The sequence below is a fragment of the Pseudomonas sp. FSL W5-0203 genome (genome assembly GCF_001896155.1).
GTDB classification, from domain to species: domain Bacteria; phylum Pseudomonadota; class Gammaproteobacteria; order Pseudomonadales; family Pseudomonadaceae; genus Aquipseudomonas; species Aquipseudomonas paracarnis.
Genome location: NZ_MPOR01000013.1, coordinates 66,100 through 84,403, shown reverse-complemented (window position 1 = coordinate 84,403; position 18,304 = coordinate 66,100). Strand labels below are relative to the sequence as shown.

Below are 18,304 nucleotides of genomic sequence, written 5' to 3'. Positions count from 1 at the left end.
GGTGTCCTTATCGGGGGCTGATGACGCGTCCTTGATGGTCCACCACCGGGCCGCTGAAGTGCGCGCCGCCGGCATCCAGCAACAGGCTGGTACCGCCGATTTGCAGGGTGATGCTCTGGGCATTCATGGTCAGGCTGGCAGCGCCGACTTTAATATCGACCTGTTCACGGGAGCCGCTGACGGTGGTTGGGCCGTTGACCCAGTTGAAGGTATGGCTGGCATCGTCGTAGTCGCTTTGGGTGCCGTCTTGATGGCGCCGCCGGGTCAGCGTCGCCACGCTGGAGACCGGCGGGAAGCGATCACTGTTGAGACCAAACAGCGCCACAGACTGCACCCCGCCCTCCCCCCCGCCGTAGTTGAGCAGCAGGCATTGTTCACCCACCGTGGGGATACGGGTTTCGGTTTGCGCACCGGCGCTGGGGTTGAAAAAGCGGATCGCCGGGGTGAGCAGGTCACCGTGGCTGACCTTGCAGGTGTTGCTGGCCGCGTCGACCTGCTGGCAAATGCCAATCCGGCAGAAGCTTTCGGCGCGGCGGTAGAGGTCTTCGAGCTGGGTTTCCATCTCTGCCAGGCGTTCGACGATCGGTCCCAATTGCATGCGTAACAGCGCGTCGAACATGGGCTACTCCGCCAGTGGCTGGTATTGGGTTGGGTCGTCGATGTTGGAGACGTCCCAAGTGCAGGCAAATAGCGGTTGGCCTGTGGGATCGTCGAGTAACACCGGCCCCAGATAGAGGGTTTGTGTGAAGGAAACCGTCCAGGTGTCGTAGTCCGTTTCCACGGAAGTGCGCGCAGCGGGAGCGGCGACGATATTCGCCGGCAAATCGCACTGCGTCTGGGGCAGGTTCCAACGGTTATCCAACACCAGGTCCATGAGTTGGCTGGCCAGGTCGCAGGCATCGAACGGCAATGCACCGGGGGCGACCATGGCCCTCAGTGAAATGCTCAGCACGTGAGCCTTGCGCCCTTCGCGAGAGCGAATGCCCGGGCCATTGCCTTCGACCGTGACCTGCACACCGGTTTTTTCGGCGTCGCCCTTAAAGTCCTGGTGGCTACCGACCTTGATGTCCGGGAAGGCCGCGTGCAGCACCGCGCCGATGGCCTGGGGCAGTTGGGATGGCTTTTCGATAAGCGTCATTTTAAGTAGCGTCCTTGCAACAATTACTGCGGGTCCTGGCGGGAGCCTTGGTTGATCCCGATGCGCTTGGCTGCCCACCGTTCATAAAGACCGATGGCCACGTCGGCACCGGCCATGGCGGTCAGGCAACCAATGGCGCCGGCGGTCCAGATCGACATTCCGGCGGCGTAGCACAGCATCAGGGCGGAAACCCCGCAAACCATGCACGCCCCGGAACGCAGGGCCAGACGGCGGATCAGTGACCAACCGCGGGCGCCCTCCTTGTCGGCCCGCCACATCTCGCCGGATACGCCGCCGATCACTGCCAATACGATCACCAGCCAGATAGGCATTTCCGCTAACGCTTGCTGTTCATTTGTCATGTCACGCCTCCTGGCTGAGCAATAGATAGTCCGTATTTCATTTACAAATGCTTGAGTAGGTAGGCATTCCAAAAAGCCCGGTCGCCCGGGCTTTTCAGTAATGATGTCCTCGGACTTTCGGCGCTACTGGCGCGGTACGGTCCTTTCCTCGATGTTTTTCCGACCACGATCCCTGTCTGCCGGATAACTGCTTCTGGTGCTTTACGCTGCACACCCGGGTCAGTTGCCAACCCTCTGAACCGTTAAGGCCGGTTCATCGCTGCCTGTTGTTGAAGCGGTGAAACTAAAGAGCGTCGGCATCCTTGCCGGTGTTGCCTGGCATCCCTGCCATCGCTTCGATGGCGTCCTTGCCGATGTTGCGTGCCTTCCTTGTCTTCCTTGGCAGCATCCTTGCCGCCTCCACCAGGCCTTGTTGGCTGGCTTGAGATGAAGAATATGCATGTATGCATATACAGTCAATGCACAAATGCATTTATTTTTGCTGCGGAAATGCGCATATGCATTAGAAGGCCTACTGGCTTGGGGTTTGCCGGTTTTCTGCGGGTGAAAAAAAACCCGCACATGGGCGGGTTTCTTCTTACGAGTGGGAGTTAGCGGGCGTACATACCCCACCAGAAAACATGACCGAGGATGCTGATCTGCTCGTCCTGGATATCCTGGAAGCTGTAGTCCTCATCGGGGTGTTCATCACGATTGAAGCTGCGCAGGCGGATACCGGACGGCAGGCGGTAGAGCTGTTTAACCCGCAACTGGCCGTTGTGATTGATGGCATACAGGTCACCATCGACGATATCGCCAATGCCGCTCTTGCCGGCATTGACCCCCACCGTGGCGCCGTCGCGCAACACCGGCAACATACTGTTGCCGCGCACCGTCACGCACTTGGCCTGGTCGAACTGCACACCGTTATGCCGCAGGCTGCGCTTGCCGAACCGCAGGCTGGCCTTTTCGCTTTCCTCGATGACGAATCTTCCTGATCCAGCAGCCAATTCAACCTCGCGCAGAAAGGGGATCGACACCTCGTCATCATTGACGGGGGTGTCGTCGTCCCACAGGCTTATGTCCTTGAGTTCCGAATGCATCGGGTCGCGCCCGTCATCGCGCAAAGCGCCCACTGCTGCGCGCCCGCGCAGGTAATCAGTGCTCACGCGAAAATACTCGGCGATACGGGAGATGTGTTTATCCGACGGATCAACGATCTTGCCGCTGAGGATCCGGGACAGTGTGGATTGAGGCACGCCAGTGCGTCGGTGAAGCTCCGTGGGGGAGATCCGGTCGCGGTCCAGCAGCTCTCTTAAGACGATAGAAACGTTGCGTTTTTGCATAGCGCGGATAGTGACGGGAGTTTGGGGGGTTGGCAAATGCTAATTTGCATATTTATGCATTAAACATCCGGACCTTACTTAATTCGAATCAGAATACTGTATATGCAACCAGTTATCGACACTCTATTATTCCGACAGCTTGGTATTGCTGCCGATCAACACCTTGCATGTCGACAACTCAAGGCCTATGTATAAAACTCTTTGACAACGTAGCCAGCAACGACGGAGGTGCTCATGGCTTATTCAGCGCTAGCTGTCGCTAACGCCTTCATTGAACGTGCGAAGGAAGGCAAGCTTTCGGGCCTGACGCCCATGAAGCTGCAAAAACTGCTGTTTTATACGCAGTCCTGGCATTTGCGCGAACGGGATCAGCCCCTCATGGATGATCACTTCGCCCGCTGGCAATATGGCCCGGTCATTCCGTCGCTTTACCATGAGTTAAAATCCTACGGTAATCGCCCGGTGACCGCGTTGCTCAGCAACCTGAAGCCCGACGCCGAAGACATTGTCTTCGTGACACCGAGAGTGCCTGAGAGCGATACCTACACCCATCGTTTGATTGACCGGATCATCAACAAATACGGCAAGTGGTCTGGCACCCAACTGTCCAACCTCTCCCACGAGGACGGCACAGCCTGGGCCCTCAAGGGCGCCGACGGTTCGGCCATCGACTGGGAAGACATGGCCACACTCATTCACCCAAAGAGCCGCATCCGTGAGTGAAGAACTCGACAACCTGGAACTCACCTTGCCCCCCGTGGCAGGGCCTGACCAGGACACCCAAGCCGGTGGCGAGCAAGCCATAGGCACCGACGATGAAAGAAGCCAGAACCTCAAAGACCAGAAGGCTGAAAGGCAACTGCGCAAGAAATATGCGGGGCGTGCGTTTTGGTTCGCTGCGTGCGGGGTGATCTTCTGGGGGGTCCTGCTGGTGTGGAATGGCTGGTCGACGTATTACTCGGGTAAAGCGCCGTTCTCGGACAATGTGTTGATAGCCATCACTACGGCGACTTCAATCAACTTGTTTGCGGCGTTTCTTGGGGTGATCAGAGGGTTGTTTCCGGCTAGTGGGCGTAAATCCAAATAGTCTGGTCGTACTCATACCCTGACTTCTCTCTATTCGGCATTGAGGTGTGAGCACGCAAAAGTCAGTTAATCATCTTCAAGGCACTGATCGGTTTTTTAGTTTTTGCCGAGCTTATCCAGCAGCGACCGGCTGCAAAAATCGCACCGAGGTGGAGTTTCATCTTGCGGCCAACACCTCGGATTTCCGCCACGTCTGTATTGCGCAAGACCCGGTCCCGCTTAACCGGGTCGGTGCTATTGACCACCCCGACCAGCATCAACTGAAGCCGCAGCCGCGGCGGCTTCTGTCGTCGGCCAGTCAGCGGCGCGGAGTCTGCAAGGCGTGGTAGCCGTAATCGGCGCGAGCTTTGCGTAAAGGAACGCCCGCCTCGATAGCCGCACGAATATGTTCTTCGGCCTGGTGGATTTCTTCGGCCACCTCCAGCACTTCGCTCAGTGAGCCGGCCGGAATCACCACCAGGCCGTCACCGTCGCCGCGCAACCAATCATCGGGTTGTACCCGCACGCCACCCAGCGTAACGGGCGCCTGGATCGCTTCGACACGCACGCGATCCTTGCCGGTGCGCATCCAGTTCCCCCGGGAAAAGATCGGGTAGTTAAGCTCCAACGCACGGTCGACATCGCGGCAGATACCGTCAATCACCGTCCCGGCCAACTGCTTACGGGCGGCGGTAGAGGTCAGTAAATCGCCCCACACGGTGGTGTCGAGCCGCGCCTGGTTGTCGATCACTACCACCTGGCCAGCCTCAAGGTCGTCGATGTAGTCACCCACCGAGCCGCCGTCCAGGCCAGTAGGGCCGTAGCGCAGGGTCCAGGCTTTGCCTGTGAGGTTGAACGACCGGTCCAGAGGCATGATGTCGGTGCACTGGCAAACGATTTTCAGGCGGTCCATCGCATCGCTGAGGTCGGTGCAACTCAGGGCGTCGAGGCGGGTAACAATAGAGGTTTGCATGATGTGGCCTTCCTTGTGTCCTGTGGGTTAACGCGCGGTGGCGTCGGCACTGAATGCGTGGATCTTGTCGACGATCTGGCGTGACGCCGTCCGGATTGCCGTGGTGGTATTGCCAGCGATGTGCGGCGTCAATTGCGCATTGGCAATAGTGGTCAATGGCGAGTCGAAGCGGTCTTTTTCAAGGGCAAAGGTATCGATGGCGACGGCTTTGATATGCCTGGGAAACTGGCGCATGAAAGCGGCCAACCGGTGTTCGTCGACGATCCCGCCGCGCGCGGTATTGATGAGGATTGATCCCTGGCGCATCTGCTGGAACTCGGCGGTGCCGAACAAGCCTCGGGTCTGCGGGGTGAGCGGTACGTGGATCGAGACGATGTTCGCCTCGGCCAGTAACTGTCCAAGACCTGCCCGCCGTTCAAGCCCAAGGCTGTGCGCCACCGGTTCGGTAAAACGTTCGGACCCGGTGGCGATCACCCTGATGCCCAGCGCCGCAGCCTTGCGCGCCACCTGCCGGGCAATGCTGCCGGTGCCCACCAGCCCAAGCGTCAGTTCGGCGTATTCGCAGGCAGGTGCCAAGGAGCCTTTTGCCCAATGGCCGTTGTGCGTTTCAGCGTTGTAGTCATCCAGGTCGCGCGACAGAAACAGCGCCTGGGCCACGACGTATTCGGCAACAGCGGTCGCGTTGGAGCCCGGTGTGTTGAGGATCGCCACGCCACACTGCTCGCACGCCAGCCGATCAATATGATTGATCCCTGTGCCAGCCTGGGCAATGGCGCGCAGTGGCGTGGCCAACGCCGGCGAGGTGGCAGCGCGGATCAGGCCAGCGCCCAACGGGATGTTCAGGCGCGTCTTGAACACGCTGTAACCCCCGGCCTGACTCACGGCGGCAATAAAGCCAGGCTCGTCATGGCAGTTGATCTCGGCATAGTGAATGCGCGTGCCGTAGTGCTGCCGGATGCGCTCTTTGTCCGCGAAATAATGCAGGTTGAGGGTGACGCCCAGGCCCAGTTCAAGAAAGCGATCGACTTCCTCAAACAGTAACGGCGGCCCGGGGGCATCCAGTATCAAGGTGGTAAATGCCATACAGTTGATCCTCTTGGAGGGTAGCGCCTGCCGATACCCAGGTTGCCCTGGGCATCGGGGTTAATCACCAGGTGAAATGGTGGGCGCTTGCGGGATCGACCAAACCTGCATCGGTACTCACGGCCGCGAGGAACCCGCTGTAGAAATCATTCAGCGATGACGACTGGATGAACGCGGGATTGCTTTTGGCGTAGAGCAGAAACAAGCGATAGATTCGCAAGTTCTTTTCCTTGAGATAGACCTCGGCCCTGAGGCTGGGCCATAGGTTGAGCAAGCTGCCTTCCTTGATTTTCCATGGATCCGCCGGCTCGGTGCCGTTGGTGGCTTTGTACACGAAGCGCTTACCTTCAATCACTTCCAGGTGCAGGCTGGCCAGCAGCTGTTCGGCGGTACCGACGGCTTCGGCCTTCAAGGCTTGCGCCAGCCTCTGGATGTGGGCCTTTTCCGGGATGCTGCCGGTCAGGGTCAGCCAGGCGCATTTGAGGTCGGTTCGCGCAATGGCGTAGGCCATGCCTTTGACGTAGGTGTGAAAGCTCTCATCCTCGTTGAAGGCCTTGGACAAGCAAGTTGCCGGCTCTTGCGCAAACTGCCCGACGCCGATCAGTTCGCTGTGCAATCCACCGGCCAGCAAGGCGCGGGTCCAGGGAATCGCACGAATGGCATCGGGACGCGACTCGAACACCTTGATGTTGAAGATACGAGAAGGCGGCCGGGTGCCTTTGGCGGTGGCCCTGACCACATCGAATCGTGCCAGGTCCCGCAGCAGGGAAGGCAGCGCCGGATGCTCGAAGAACGTCGCCTGGTAGCGGCGCACCACGCCCCCCCAACGTTGAACCCTGCCGGCAATGACCTCCTCGGACGGCTGCGGCTTGGGCTCGGCGTGCATACGGTACAACTGGCTGAGAAAGTTGACGGACTGGTTGCGGGTCAGCAGATGAGCGCGCATCTCCGCGCAGCCGGCCAGCATGAAGCGGGTTTCCGGGCCCTCCAGCGCGCCGAACTCCTGCAAGGTCTCGGCGATCACCCCATTACACCGTGCGTGTTCCCCGCCCATGATGACGTGGACGACCACCTCGATGCCATAACGGGCCGCGATCAACTTGTGCTGGTTGGCAATCGCCATGTTCAGCTTGTGCATGGCCTTGCCGCCTTGCTTGCCCGTGTCGCTGGGGCCAAACGTGATGTATTGGCGGTTGCCGCGCGTTGCCAGGTGCTGGCGGTACACCGGGTTTTCGTACACCTCATGCACCGTGGCCACCGTGCGCTCGGCACCTGCCAGGTCTTCAGGTTGCAGAGCGATGTCAATCCCGTCCCGTACCTGGGCCGCTTTCATCAGGAACAGCACCTCCAGCGCGCTGAGGGCCGAGGTGTACTCGGCGATCCCGTGGATTTTCATCCGGTCGCGATAACGGTCAATCATTTCAAACCGTTCCACCGCGTTGCGCGCATCGTGCATGCGGATATAGCTCGGATCCTGCTCCATCAGCGCAATGTAATCCTGGCCGGCATATTGCTCGACTTTCCGCGTGTAAATCGGCGTGGTGCGTTGCAAATACTCCTGCCACAGGGCAGCGGGCGTCCGGGCCGCCCCGCCCTCCAGCGCGACCTCAAGGGCGGCCTGACGCGCACGCTCATCCAGCTCGTGATAGTGCCGGCCCTGGCCCAGGCCGATGGTTTCCAGCCACTGACTGGAAAGGATCTCATCGACCACGCAGCTGAACATCTCGGCGTTTTCACGAAACTCGATATCCAGATAGTGAAAGCCAAACGCATGCACCCGCAGCAGCAGACGGTCGATGGCGGCGGGCTGGGTAAAACGGATGCTGCTCAGTGCGTCGATCAGTTCGGCGGGACGCTTGAAATGCTCGGGATGATCCTTGCCCACGCGAGCACGAATCTCTTCAAGGCGATGCCGTGCGCCGCCGTCCTTGATCAGACTGTCGATATCAGCGATGTAGCGATTGCGCAGCGCCGTTTCCAGCGCCACCACCAGGGTTTCGGTGTGCTGGTTGGTGTCATAGGGGCGGCCATCCTTGTCGCCGTATAACCAGGTGAACAAAGTCAGCCATTTTTCCTGCGGCGCCAGGCCCAGGGCGTGATGCACGTCGGGCAACGCGTCATACACACTGTCGGCGTAAAAAATCTGTGACTCGATATCGGTGCCATTACTGCCCGACCACACGGCGTTGTACAACTCCAGCAGAAGCTGCGCAGTGACTTGAGGCTTTTTCAGGCCACGATCCTCGACGTGCTGTGCCAGTTTCTGCAAGACCAGCACAACGGAATGCTTGAGCTGATCGGTTTCTTTGCACAGCACTCCCAGGCTGATATTCACGCCCGCAGGCGCTGCAATCAACTGCGGATCGAGCGTGAGCAACTGACGAGGCAGACTGGCTTGCGAAGCAATCTGGGTCGCCACACCCCTGACCGACAATTCGAACAGCAGTTGCTTGATCAGTAACAACTTCCAGAATGCCTCGACGTCTTTGCTGGAGCGCGATTCGAAGAACGCCTTGCCCAGAGCTGCGGCCAATTTCGAATCACCCTTGTCCAGATACGACAGCGTATCGATTTCAGCATAGATCCTGAGACAGGCACGGGCATGCGGGGTATGGGAAGCATCATCCGTGTTGGCCTTGAGTGCGTGCTCCAGGGCTCGCCATAGGACGTCATGCAGTAGCGCGGGGTTGGTATGGCCGATTGAGGGGCGAGTTGATGCATTTTCCAGTATGGAGTTGATCACATGATTCATGGGTTCAAGCCTCGATAATTGTCAAATCCCTTGTTTGCAGTGCGCCGAACAGACACACGCAAAATCATCAATGTCCCAGGCTTAACCCACTGCGTCGCAACGAACGGAACTCACCTGTTCGCCGACAGAAAGCCCCCTTGTCGATACCGAAAAACGGCAAAAAATGAAACAATTTGTTACATCTGTGAGCAATAAAACATGCTCCGAATTTTTCGACAAAAGACCTTTTTGGAATAGACAGCCAGGAAAAAATGATAGGAAGCTAATAAAAATCACATCAACGATTCTTTTTAGTGCGGATGTTTTTTCTAAAACCCTGATTATTCGAAATTATATTCACCCGCTCAAAAACGCTTGCCCCAGGAAGGATCTCGCGAAGGCACGACCTGCGAGCGCAACTTAAACAATTCTTCATAAACACGGCTTTATGAAAAACCAGAGCAGGTTCACGCATTAACAGCGGTGTCTCCTTGCAAAACGCCTTGCACCCCACCTCCAATCTTCTCCACGTCGCCAAGCTGCTCGTAGAAGATGCGGCGATGACCAAGGAGACGGACCGTTACGCCTGGGCTTCGCATGACTTGCAGGAAATGGTCAAGGCGGTGGTTGATGATGGGGTGAAGGTGTTGGATTCGCCGGTTAATACCCAGTAAGCCGCGAAAATAGAAAAGGCGGGCAACCGCTAACCTGTGGCGGCGCCGCTCCTTTAGTGGTGGATATCGGGGCGGCACCGCTTTTGCTTTTTACCTATCCGTTTGCGACCTGCGAACCCCCGACCTCGCGTGTTAACCTTGCCGCCATCGCAAAAAATGCTGGGCCAAGCGCCCCCTTTGCCCCATCACTTTCAACGAATTTGCCTACTACCCAATGAGTAAAAACACTTCAGACCTGTCCTCCCACACCCCAATGATGCAGCAGTACTGGCGCCTGAAAAACCAGCACCCTGATCAGTTGATGTTCTATCGCATGGGCGACTTCTACGAGATCTTCTACGAAGACGCGAAGAAGGCCGCCAAGCTGCTGGACATTACCCTGACCGCGCGCGGGCAGTCGGCGGGGCAGTCGATTCCGATGTGTGGGATTCCTTATCACTCGTTGGAAGGCTACTTGGTCAAGCTGGTCAAGCTGGGCGAGTCGGTGGTGATCTGTGAGCAGATCGGTGACCCGGCCACCAGCAAAGGGCCGGTGGAGCGCCAGGTGGTGCGCATCATCACCCCAGGCACGGTGAGTGATGAGGCGTTGCTGGATGAGCGTCGCGATAACCTGATTGCGGCGGTGTTGGGCGATGAGCGTCTGTTCGGCCTGTCGGTGCTGGATATCACCAGCGGCAACTTCAGCGTGCTGGAGATCAAGGGTTGGGAAAACCTGCTGGCGGAGCTGGAGCGTATCAATCCGGTGGAGTTGTTGATCCCGGATGATTGGCCCAAGGACTTGCCCGCCGAGAAGCGTCGGGGAACCAAACGTCGTGCACCGTGGGATTTTGAACGTGATTCGGCACTGAAAAGTCTGTGCCAGCAGTTCTCGGTGCAGGACCTTAAAGGCTTTGGTTGCGAAACCCTGACCCTGGCTATCGGCGCTGCCGGCTGCCTGCTCAGCTACGCCAAGGAAACCCAGCGCACGGCCCTGCCGCACTTGCGCAGCCTGCGCCATGAGCGTCTGGACGATACCGTGGTGCTTGATGGCGCCAGCCGTCGCAACCTGGAACTGGACACCAACCTGGCCGGTGGCCGCGATAACACCCTGCAATCGGTGGTAGACCGTTGCCAGACCGCCATGGGCAGCCGTTTGCTGACCCGTTGGCTGAACCGTCCGCTGCGGGACTTGACCGTGCTGCAAGCGCGTCAGACGTCTATTACCTGCCTGCTGGACGGCTACCGCTTTGAAAAATTGCAGCCGCAACTGAAAGAAATCGGCGATATCGAACGTATCCTGGCACGGATCGGTTTGCGCAATGCACGGCCCCGTGACCTGGCGCGCCTGCGTGATGCCTTGAGTGCCCTGCCTCAGTTGCAAGTGGCGATGACCGAACTGGACACGCCGCACCTGCAACAGCTGGCCGTGACGGCCGGCACGTACCCGGACCTCGCCGCGTTGCTGGAAAAGGCCATCATCGACAACCCGCCGGCGATCATTCGTGACGGCGGTGTGTTGAAAACCGGCTACGACAGTGAGCTGGATGAGCTGCAATCCCTGAGCGAAAACGCCGGGCAGTTCCTGATCGACCTGGAAGCCCGCGAAAAAGCCCGTACCGGCCTGGCTAACCTGAAAGTCGGCTACAACCGCGTGCATGGCTACTTTATCGAGTTGCCGAGCAAGCAGGCGGAGTCTGCGCCTATCGACTATCAACGTCGCCAGACCCTCAAAGGCGCCGAGCGTTTTATCACCCCAGAGCTCAAAGAGTTCGAAGACAAGGCGCTATCGGCCAAAAGCCGCGCCCTGGCGCGGGAAAAGATGCTGTACGAAGCCTTGCTCGAGGACCTGATCAGCCGCCTGGCGCCGTTGCAAGACACCGCCGCCGCCCTGGCGGAGCTGGATGTGTTGAGCAACCTCGCCGAACGGGCGCTGAACCTGGACCTCAACTGCCCACGGTTTGTCAGCGAACCGTGCATGCGCATCGTGCAAGGCCGTCACCCGGTGGTAGAGCAGGTGCTGACCACGCCGTTCGTCGCCAATGACCTGTCGCTGGACGACGATACCCGCATGTTGGTGATCACCGGTCCGAACATGGGTGGTAAATCCACCTACATGCGCCAGACCGCGTTGATCGTGCTGTTGGCGCATATCGGCAGCTTTGTACCCGCAGCCAGTTGCGAGTTGTCGCTGGTGGACCGCATTTTCACGCGGATCGGCTCCAGCGATGACCTGGCCGGTGGCCGTTCGACCTTTATGGTGGAAATGAGCGAAACCGCCAACATTCTGCACAACGCCACCGAACGCAGCCTGGTGCTGATGGACGAAGTAGGTCGTGGTACCAGCACCTTCGACGGCCTGTCCCTGGCTTGGGCCGCGGCCGAACGCTTGGCGCATTTGCGTGCGTACACGCTGTTCGCCACGCACTACTTCGAGCTGACGGTGTTGCCGGAAAGCGAGCCGCTGGTGGCCAACGTGCATCTCAATGCCACCGAGCACAACGAGCGCATCGTGTTCCTGCACCATGTGCTGCCAGGGCCTGCGAGCCAGAGCTACGGCCTGGCCGTGGCGCAGTTGGCCGGTGTGCCGAACGAGGTGATCACCCGTGCCCGCGAACATCTCAGCCGCCTGGAAACCACGGCCCTGCCCCATGAAACCGTGGTCGCCAGCCCGGCCAAGGCCAGCAAGAAACCTGCCGCGCCGCATCAGAGCGATATGTTCGCCAGCCTGCCCCATCCGGTGCTGGATGAGTTGGCAAAGCTTGACCTGGATGACTTGACGCCGCGTAAAGCGCTCGAAATGTTATATGCACTGAAGACTCGGATATAACGCAGACGCTTGCAAGCTGATAGAATCTCGCGCGGTTTGGGATGCTGCGGGCTTTTAGCCTGGTCCGCAGACTATCGCTCTCAAACCTCGCGAACCCCACCACAAGGGGTTTCGCTGCCGCCGCCTGAGGAGAAAATTAGAAATGACCTTCGTCGTCACCGACAACTGCATCAAGTGCAAGTACACCGACTGCGTAGAAGTCTGTCCGGTGGACTGCTTCTACGAAGGCCCGAATTTCCTGGTTATCCACCCGGACGAGTGCATCGACTGCGCCCTGTGTGAACCAGAATGCCCGGCCGTCGCGATTTTCTCCGAGGACGAAGTGCCTGCGGGCATGGAGCAATTCATTCAGTTGAACGTCGAGTTGGCAGACATCTGGCCAAACATCACTGAGCGCAAAGATCCGATGCCGGACGCCGCCGAATGGGATGGCAAGCCCAACAAGATTGAGCAACTAGAGCGCTAAAGCGCCACTGCCCAACAAAAAAAGGCCCTTGAGGGCCTTTTTTGCGTTCGGGTGCCTGGGTTCACTTTTCTACAGGCAAAAAAAGGGGCGGTATGACCCGCCCACATTTTTTCCCTAGTCCCTGTATTCCTTTTCATCATCCTGATGAATCGCATCCTGCGACGTTCCTTCAAACCATCGTTCCTTGATGGCTGTGCCAATCCGTGGACACAGGGCTGATGTTAGAGCGTTCCAAGGGAAGTTCAACGCGATCCCCACGGCGGGCTGACAAAAGTTGCCGCTCGCCAGCATGAAAATAATCGTTATTTTTCAAATAGATAGATAATAGCTTCGTCGATTCAAGACGTACGCAACCGCTAAAAAAACCAAACACTTACGAAAAAGTAAGCGAATGCTTACACGTGCATTGCGCAAAGTAGCAACAAGCCCTTTTGGCGCCCCACCTGTAGGAGCGAGCTCGCTCGCGAAAAACCTGAGAGCACCACGGATCGTCAGGCTTTTCGCGTAACCGTTAAAGCCTAATCAATCGTCGCTCACGGTAATGGTCGGCATTGCCGGCGCCGTCGCTTCCTGCAAAACAATCCGCGCACCGACGTGACGGGCCAATTCCTGATAGATCATCGCGATCTGCCCATCGGCCTCTGCCGCGACGGTAGGTTTGCCACCATCGGCCTGCTCGCGAATCTCCATCGCCAATGGCAGCGATGCCAGCAGTTCAACGCCATACTGGGTAGCGAGCTTCGCCCCCCCGCCCTCACCGAACAGATGCTCGGCATGCCCGCAGTTGGAACAGATGTGCACCGCCATGTTTTCCACGACGCCCAGCACCGGGATGTTGACCTTGCGGAACATCTCCACACCTTTCCTGGCGTCCAGCAGCGCCAGGTCCTGAGGCGTGGTGACAATCACCGCACCGGCCACCGGCACTTTCTGCGCCAGGGTCAGTTGAATGTCGCCGGTGCCTGGCGGCATGTCGATCACCAGGTAGTCGAGGTCGCCCCAAGCTGTTTGTGTGACCAATTGCAGCAACGCACCGGAGACCATTGGCCCGCGCCAGACCATCGGCGTGTTGTCATCGGTGAGAAACGCCATGGACATCACTTCCACACCCAGCGACTCGATCGGTACAAACCATTTCTGATCCTTGACCTTCGGCCGTGTGCCTTCGGCGATGCCGAACATCACGCCCTGGCTCGGCCCGTAGATATCGGCATCGAGAATGCCCACGCGCGCCCCTTCCCGGGCCAAGGCCAGGGCCAGGTTGGCCGCGGTGGTGGATTTACCCACGCCACCCTTGCCGGAAGCCACCGCCACCACATTCTTGACGTTGGCCAGACCCGGGATCTGCGCCTGGGCCTTGTGCGGCGTGATCACGCATTGGATGTCGACCTTGGCCGAACCCACACCGTCGAGGCCCTCGATAGCCATTTGCAGCATCTGCGCCCAACCGCTTTTGAACAGGCCCGCGGCATAACCCAGTTGCAACTGCACCGACACCTGGTCGCCCTGGACCTCGATGGCACGTACACAGCCGGCACTGACCGGGTCCTGGTTCAAATAGGGGTCGGTGTACTGGCGAAGAACGGCTTCCACCGCTGCGCGATTGACGGCGCTCATGGGCTACTCCCGAAAAAAAGACTGACTGAAACAGGCGGCTATCCTAACCGTTCCAGCCGCCGAACGGCATGCTTTCGAAAGTACGGAAGATTCTGAAACAGCGTCACGGGGTGAAATAAATTTCCCGGCGCTTTATAGTGGCCGACCTCCGTTTCATCAAGTAGCCGAGCCCCATGTCCGAGCCACGCAAGATCCTCGTCACCAGCGCCCTGCCCTATGCCAATGGTTCGATCCATCTTGGCCATATGCTTGAGTACATCCAGACCGATATGTGGGTGCGCTTCCAGAAGCATCGCGGCAATCAATGCATTTATGTCTGCGCGGACGACGCCCACGGTTCGGCCATCATGTTGCGCGCCGAAAAGGAAGGCATCACCCCGGAACAGCTGATCGCCAATGTGCAGGCTGAACACAGCGCCGACTTTGCCGAGTTCCTGGTGGACTTCGACAATTTTCACTCGACCCACTCCGACGAAAACCGCGAGCTGTCGAGCCAGATCTACCTGCGGTTGAAGGAAGCCGGGCACATCGACCAACGTTCGGTGACCCAGTATTTCGACCCGGAAAAGAAAATGTTCCTGGCCGACCGTTTCATCAAGGGCACCTGCCCGAAATGCGGCACCGAAGACCAGTACGGCGACAACTGCGAAAAATGTGGTGCGACCTACGCACCGACCGACTTGAAGGATCCCAAGTCAGCGATCTCCGGCGCCACGCCGGTGCTCAAGGACTCGCAGCACTTCTTCTTCAAGCTCCCGGATTTCCAGCAAATGCTGCAAACCTGGACGCGCAGCGGCACCTTGCAGGACGCCGTGGCCAACAAACTCTCCGAATGGCTCGACAGTGGCCTGCAGCAGTGGGACATCTCCCGCGACGCGCCGTACTTCGGCTTCGAGATTCCGGGCGAGCCAGGCAAGTATTTCTATGTATGGCTGGACGCGCCGATCGGCTACATGGCCAGCTTCAAGAATCTGTGCGACCGCACCCCGCAGTTGGACTTCGACGCGTTCTGGGGCAAGGACTCCACCGCCGAGCTGTACCACTTCATCGGCAAGGACATCGTCAACTTCCACGCGCTGTTCTGGCCGGCAATGCTTGAAGGCTCGGGCTACCGCAAGCCGACCGGCATCGCCGTGCACGGCTACCTGACGGTCAACGGCCAGAAAATGTCCAAGTCCCGTGGCACCTTTATCAAGGCGCGCACCTACCTGGACCATCTGTCGCCGGAATACCTGCGCTATTACTACGCATCCAAGCTGGGCCGTGGTGTGGACGACTTGGACCTGAACCTGGAAGACTTCGTACAGAAGGTCAACTCGGACCTTGTAGGTAAAGTCGTCAACATCGCCAGCCGTTGCGCCGGGTTCATCCACAAGGGCAACGCCGGTGTACTGGTAGCCGAGAACGCCGCACCGGAACTGACCGACGCCTTCCTGGCCGCCGCGCCGAGCATCGCCGACGCTTATGAAGCCCGCGACTTTGCCCGCGCCATGCGCGAGATCATGGGCCTGGCCGACCGCGCCAACGCCTGGATCGCCGACAAGGCGCCATGGTCGCTGAACAAGCAGGAAGGCAAGGAAGCTGAGGTTCAGGCGATCTGCGCCACCGGGGTCAACCTGTTCCGTCAGTTGGTGATCTTCCTCAAGCCGGTGCTGCCATTGCTGGCCGCTGATGCCGAGGCGTTCCTCAACGTGGCGCCGTTGAGCTGGAACGATCACACCACATTGCTCGGTAATCATCAGTTGAACGCGTTCAAGCCCTTGATGACCCGGATTGACCCGGTGAAAGTCCAGGCAATGACCGACGCTTCGAAAGAAGACCTGGTGGCCAGCCAGACCGATACCGGCCAATCCGCGCCGGCGGGCAATGGCGAGCTGGCCAAGGACCCGATTTCCCCGGAAATCGATTTCGACGCCTTTGCCGCCGTGGACCTGCGCGTGGCGCTGATCATCAAGGCCGAAGCCGTGGAAGGCGCCGACAAGCTGCTGCGCCTGACCTTGGATATCGGTGACGAACAGCGCAACGTGTTCTCCGGCATCAAGAGCGCGTACCCGGACCCGTCCAAGCTCGATGGTCGCCTGACCATGATGATCGCCAACCTCAAGCCACGGAAAATGAAGTTTGGCATTTCCGAAGGCATGGTGATGGCGGCTGGCCCTGGCGGCGAAGAAATCTACCTGCTGAGCCCGGACAGCGGTGCCAAGCCGGGTCAACGCATCAAGTAACCTCTGCAAAATGCCCCGCTGTTGCTACAGCGGGGCTTCTCAGCTTGCCCTCCTCCCTGGACCGGGCATCAACGCTATGATCACAGCATGAACCTCATTCAACGTATCGACGCGCTGCTGCCGCAGACTCAATGCGGCAAGTGCGGGCACCCGGGCTGCAAGCCCTACGCAGAAGGCATCGCTAAAGGCGAAGCCATCAACAAGTGCCCGCCCGGTGGGCAGGAAACCATTGCCGGGCTCGCGCAACTGCTGCGCCTGCCGGTACTGGAGCTGGACACCAGCCGTGGAGATGCGCCTGCGCAAGTCGCCTATATCCGCGAGGCCGAATGCATCGGCTGTACCAAATGCATCCAGGCCTGCCCGGTGGACGCCATTGTGGGTGCCGCCAAGTTGATGCACACCGTGATTGTCGACGAGTGCACCGGTTGCGACCTGTGCGTTGCGCCTTGCCCTGTCGACTGTATCGAGATGCGCCCACTTGCTGACGTTCTGCCTATCGTCGGTGACTTGGCCAGCAACGATGATGAACGGCGTGTACGCGACCGCAAACGCAACCGGGCGCGGCGGCGCTTCGAGCAACGTAACGCCCGCCTGCAACGTGAAGAAGCCTACAAGCTCGCCGAACGCCTGGCACGAGCCAAGCGCACAGCGCCGATGGAGGTGGCACCGGTTGATAACACTCAGGCCGCTCAGGACGCTGCGATCAAGCAGGCCAAAAGCAGCGTCGCCATGAGTCGCGCTCAGTTGCACAAATCCTTGAAAGCGTTTGGGCATCCGCCGACCTTTGAGCAACAGTCGCAATTGATTATGCTGCAGCGGCAGTTCGAGGCATCCGAGCAGGCGCTTGCCGCACTGGAGGCCAACAGCTCACCGCAGCCACCAAAGACGACCACTAAAAGCGCCGAGTTCAAGCGCGCAAAAATCCAGCTGGCCATGCGCCGTGCAGCGTTGAAAAAGGCTCAGGATCACCATGCCGACGAGCATCAATTGGCAACCTTGAAAGCCGCATTGAATGCCGCCGAGCAAACGCTGCAAGATGCCGAGGCCAACGGCTGACCCAGTGCGCTGTGTATTGCTAACATCACGCCGACCGCCTGCAAGGAAACGCCTGTCCCTATGAATGCCGCAAAACGCCTGGAAATCTTCCGCAGGTTTCACGAAGACAATCCGGAACCGAAAACCGAACTGGCCTACTCCTCACCGTTCGAATTACTGATTGCGGTGATCCTATCGGCTCAATCCACAGACGTAGGCGTTAACAAGGCCACGGCGAAGTTGTACCCCGTGGCCAATACACCCGCCGCGATTTGCGCCCTGGGTGTGGAAGGCTTGTCCGAATACATCAAAACCATCGGCCTGTATAACAGCAAGGCCAAGAATGTGATCGAAACGTGCCGCCTGTTGTTGGAGCTGCATGGGGGTGAGGTGCCACAAACCCGCGAAGCCCTCGAAGCCTTGCCAGGCGTGGGCCGCAAAACGGCGAACGTGGTGCTCAATACGGCGTTTCGGCAGTTGACCATGGCGGTGGACACGCACATTTTCCGCGTCAGCAACCGAACCGGCATTGCACGGGGCAAGAATGTGGTTGAGGTGGAAAAGCAATTGATGAAGTTCGTGCCCAAGCCCTATTTGCTCGACTCCCACCATTGGCTGATCCTGCACGGACGCTACGTTTGCCAGGCCCGCAAGCCGCGCTGCGGCAGCTGCCGTATCGAAGACTTGTGCGAATACAAGGACAAGACCTCCGACGATTGAGCGATCATTGCTTTTTGTGATCAGGCGATTGAAAAAATCTTTTTTACCCGTTCGCGGATTATCGCTATAAGGAGCCCCAACGGC

General features: G+C 58.8%; 15 protein-coding genes and 1 pseudogene. 8 read left to right on the top strand and 8 right to left on the bottom strand.

Annotated features, from left to right (window positions below; all coding sequences use genetic code 11):
• Window positions 1–7 precede the first annotated feature (7 nt).
• The 4 genes from BOP96_RS14215 to BOP96_RS14200 form a co-directional block, all read right to left on the bottom strand.
• Window positions 8–619: a phage baseplate assembly protein V gene (locus tag BOP96_RS14215; protein ID WP_073453114.1), complete on the bottom strand. Its 612-nt coding sequence runs from the start codon at window positions 617–619 to the stop codon at window positions 8–10.
• A gap of 3 nt (window positions 620–622) precedes the next feature.
• Window positions 623–1,138 (bottom strand): hypothetical protein, encoded by a 516-nt coding sequence (locus BOP96_RS14210; protein ID WP_014717158.1) that lies wholly within the window; start codon window positions 1,136–1,138, stop codon window positions 623–625.
• 23 nt (window positions 1,139–1,161) lie between these two features.
• Window positions 1,162–1,500 carry a phage holin family protein gene (locus BOP96_RS14205; protein WP_005785384.1) on the bottom strand — a complete coding sequence of 113 codons (339 nt, stop codon included), beginning with the start codon at window positions 1,498–1,500 and terminating at the stop codon, window positions 1,162–1,164.
• 590 nt (window positions 1,501–2,090) lie between these two features.
• The gene (locus tag BOP96_RS14200) at window positions 2,091–2,834 is read right to left on the bottom strand and encodes a LexA family transcriptional regulator (protein WP_172832690.1); all 744 of its coding nucleotides are present in this window, start codon (window positions 2,832–2,834) and stop codon (window positions 2,091–2,093) included.
• A 225-nt stretch (window positions 2,835–3,059) separates the two neighbouring features.
• Here BOP96_RS14200 and BOP96_RS14195 point away from each other — a divergent pair, with 225 nt between their 5' ends.
• Together BOP96_RS14195 and BOP96_RS14190 are read left to right on the top strand one after the other, a co-directional pair.
• Window positions 3,060–3,548 carry a Panacea domain-containing protein gene (locus BOP96_RS14195; RefSeq protein WP_014717156.1) on the top strand — a complete coding sequence of 163 codons (489 nt, stop codon included), beginning with the start codon at window positions 3,060–3,062 and terminating at the stop codon, window positions 3,546–3,548.
• Window positions 3,541–3,912, top strand: a complete 372-nt coding sequence (locus BOP96_RS14190; protein WP_014717155.1) for a hypothetical protein — start codon at window positions 3,541–3,543, stop codon at window positions 3,910–3,912. Before BOP96_RS14195 ends, BOP96_RS14190 begins: the two co-directional genes overlap by 8 nt.
• Before the next feature lie 297 nt (window positions 3,913–4,209).
• Here the strand turns inward: BOP96_RS14190 and BOP96_RS14180 are convergent, their stop codons facing one another.
• The 3 genes from BOP96_RS14180 to BOP96_RS14170 all read right to left on the bottom strand — a co-directional run bounded on the left by BOP96_RS14180 (window position 4,210) and on the right by BOP96_RS14170 (window position 8,698).
• A complete protein-coding gene (locus BOP96_RS14180) occupies window positions 4,210–4,863 on the bottom strand; it encodes an RraA family protein (RefSeq protein WP_073453112.1) in 654 nt (217 codons plus the stop codon).
• A gap of 27 nt (window positions 4,864–4,890) precedes the next feature.
• On the bottom strand, window positions 4,891–5,946 hold the full coding sequence (locus tag BOP96_RS14175) for an NAD(P)-dependent oxidoreductase (RefSeq protein WP_019817702.1): 1,056 nt from the start codon (window positions 5,944–5,946) through the stop codon (window positions 4,891–4,893).
• Window positions 5,947–6,010: 64 nt separating this feature from the next.
• Window positions 6,011–8,698, bottom strand: coding sequence for a phosphoenolpyruvate carboxylase (locus BOP96_RS14170; protein WP_073453110.1), 2,688 nt, complete (start codon window positions 8,696–8,698; stop codon window positions 6,011–6,013).
• Between the two features lie 449 nt (window positions 8,699–9,147).
• Between BOP96_RS14170 and BOP96_RS14165 the strand changes: the two are divergent.
• The 3 genes and pseudogenes from BOP96_RS14165 to fdxA all read left to right on the top strand — a co-directional run.
• Window positions 9,148–9,351, top strand: a pseudogene (locus BOP96_RS14165) (DUF3077 domain-containing protein); the annotation flags it as partial.
• Between the two features lie 214 nt (window positions 9,352–9,565).
• Complete coding sequence (mutS, locus tag BOP96_RS14160; RefSeq protein ID WP_020301168.1) at window positions 9,566–12,157, top strand: DNA mismatch repair protein MutS; 2,592 nt, start codon at window positions 9,566–9,568, stop codon at window positions 12,155–12,157.
• 142 nt (window positions 12,158–12,299) lie between these two features.
• The gene (gene fdxA / locus BOP96_RS14155; RefSeq protein ID WP_014717148.1) at window positions 12,300–12,623 is read left to right on the top strand and encodes a ferredoxin FdxA; all 324 of its coding nucleotides are present in this window, start codon (window positions 12,300–12,302) and stop codon (window positions 12,621–12,623) included.
• A 522-nt stretch (window positions 12,624–13,145) separates the two neighbouring features.
• Here fdxA and apbC read toward each other — a convergent pair.
• Window positions 13,146–14,240 carry an iron-sulfur cluster carrier protein ApbC gene (gene apbC / locus BOP96_RS14150; protein WP_020301170.1) on the bottom strand — a complete coding sequence of 365 codons (1,095 nt, stop codon included), beginning with the start codon at window positions 14,238–14,240 and terminating at the stop codon, window positions 13,146–13,148.
• 173 nt (window positions 14,241–14,413) lie between these two features.
• On the opposite strand from apbC, the gene metG reads away from it, so the two are divergent.
• From metG to nth, 3 genes are all read left to right on the top strand, one after another.
• Complete coding sequence (metG, locus tag BOP96_RS14145; protein ID WP_014717146.1) at window positions 14,414–16,465, top strand: methionine--tRNA ligase; 2,052 nt, start codon at window positions 14,414–14,416, stop codon at window positions 16,463–16,465.
• An 87-nt stretch (window positions 16,466–16,552) separates the two neighbouring features.
• Complete coding sequence (gene rsxB, locus BOP96_RS14140) at window positions 16,553–17,521, top strand: electron transport complex subunit RsxB (RefSeq protein ID WP_069868302.1); 969 nt, start codon at window positions 16,553–16,555, stop codon at window positions 17,519–17,521.
• 60 nt (window positions 17,522–17,581) lie between these two features.
• Window positions 17,582–18,220 carry an endonuclease III gene (gene nth / locus BOP96_RS14135; RefSeq protein WP_073453108.1) on the top strand — a complete coding sequence of 213 codons (639 nt, stop codon included), beginning with the start codon at window positions 17,582–17,584 and terminating at the stop codon, window positions 18,218–18,220.
• Window positions 18,221–18,304 lie beyond the last annotated feature (84 nt).

What these genes read in the sequence shown, in the direction of transcription:
- BOP96_RS14215 (WP_073453114.1), bottom strand. Translation starts at nt 619, where the DNA reads ATGTTCGACGCGCTGTTACGCATGCAATTGGGACCGATCGTCGAACGC.
- BOP96_RS14210 (WP_014717158.1), bottom strand. Translation starts at nt 1,138, where the DNA reads ATGACGCTTATCGAAAAGCCATCCCAACTGCCCCAGGCCATCGGCGCG.
- BOP96_RS14205 (WP_005785384.1), bottom strand. Translation starts at nt 1,500, where the DNA reads ATGACAAATGAACAGCAAGCGTTAGCGGAAATGCCTATCTGGCTGGTG.
- BOP96_RS14195 (WP_014717156.1), top strand. Translation starts at nt 3,060, where the DNA reads ATGGCTTATTCAGCGCTAGCTGTCGCTAACGCCTTCATTGAACGTGCG.
- BOP96_RS14180 (WP_073453112.1), bottom strand. Translation starts at nt 4,863, where the DNA reads ATGCAAACCTCTATTGTTACCCGCCTCGACGCCCTGAGTTGCACCGAC.
- BOP96_RS14175 (WP_019817702.1), bottom strand. Translation starts at nt 5,946, where the DNA reads ATGGCATTTACCACCTTGATACTGGATGCCCCCGGGCCGCCGTTACTG.
- BOP96_RS14170 (WP_073453110.1), bottom strand. Translation starts at nt 8,698, where the DNA reads ATGAATCATGTGATCAACTCCATACTGGAAAATGCATCAACTCGCCCC.
- mutS (WP_020301168.1), top strand. Translation starts at nt 9,566, where the DNA reads ATGAGTAAAAACACTTCAGACCTGTCCTCCCACACCCCAATGATGCAG.
- fdxA (WP_014717148.1), top strand. Translation starts at nt 12,300, where the DNA reads ATGACCTTCGTCGTCACCGACAACTGCATCAAGTGCAAGTACACCGAC.
- apbC (WP_020301170.1), bottom strand. Translation starts at nt 14,240, where the DNA reads ATGAGCGCCGTCAATCGCGCAGCGGTGGAAGCCGTTCTTCGCCAGTAC.
- metG (WP_014717146.1), top strand. Translation starts at nt 14,414, where the DNA reads ATGTCCGAGCCACGCAAGATCCTCGTCACCAGCGCCCTGCCCTATGCC.
- rsxB (WP_069868302.1), top strand. Translation starts at nt 16,553, where the DNA reads ATGAACCTCATTCAACGTATCGACGCGCTGCTGCCGCAGACTCAATGC.
- nth (WP_073453108.1), top strand. Translation starts at nt 17,582, where the DNA reads ATGAATGCCGCAAAACGCCTGGAAATCTTCCGCAGGTTTCACGAAGAC.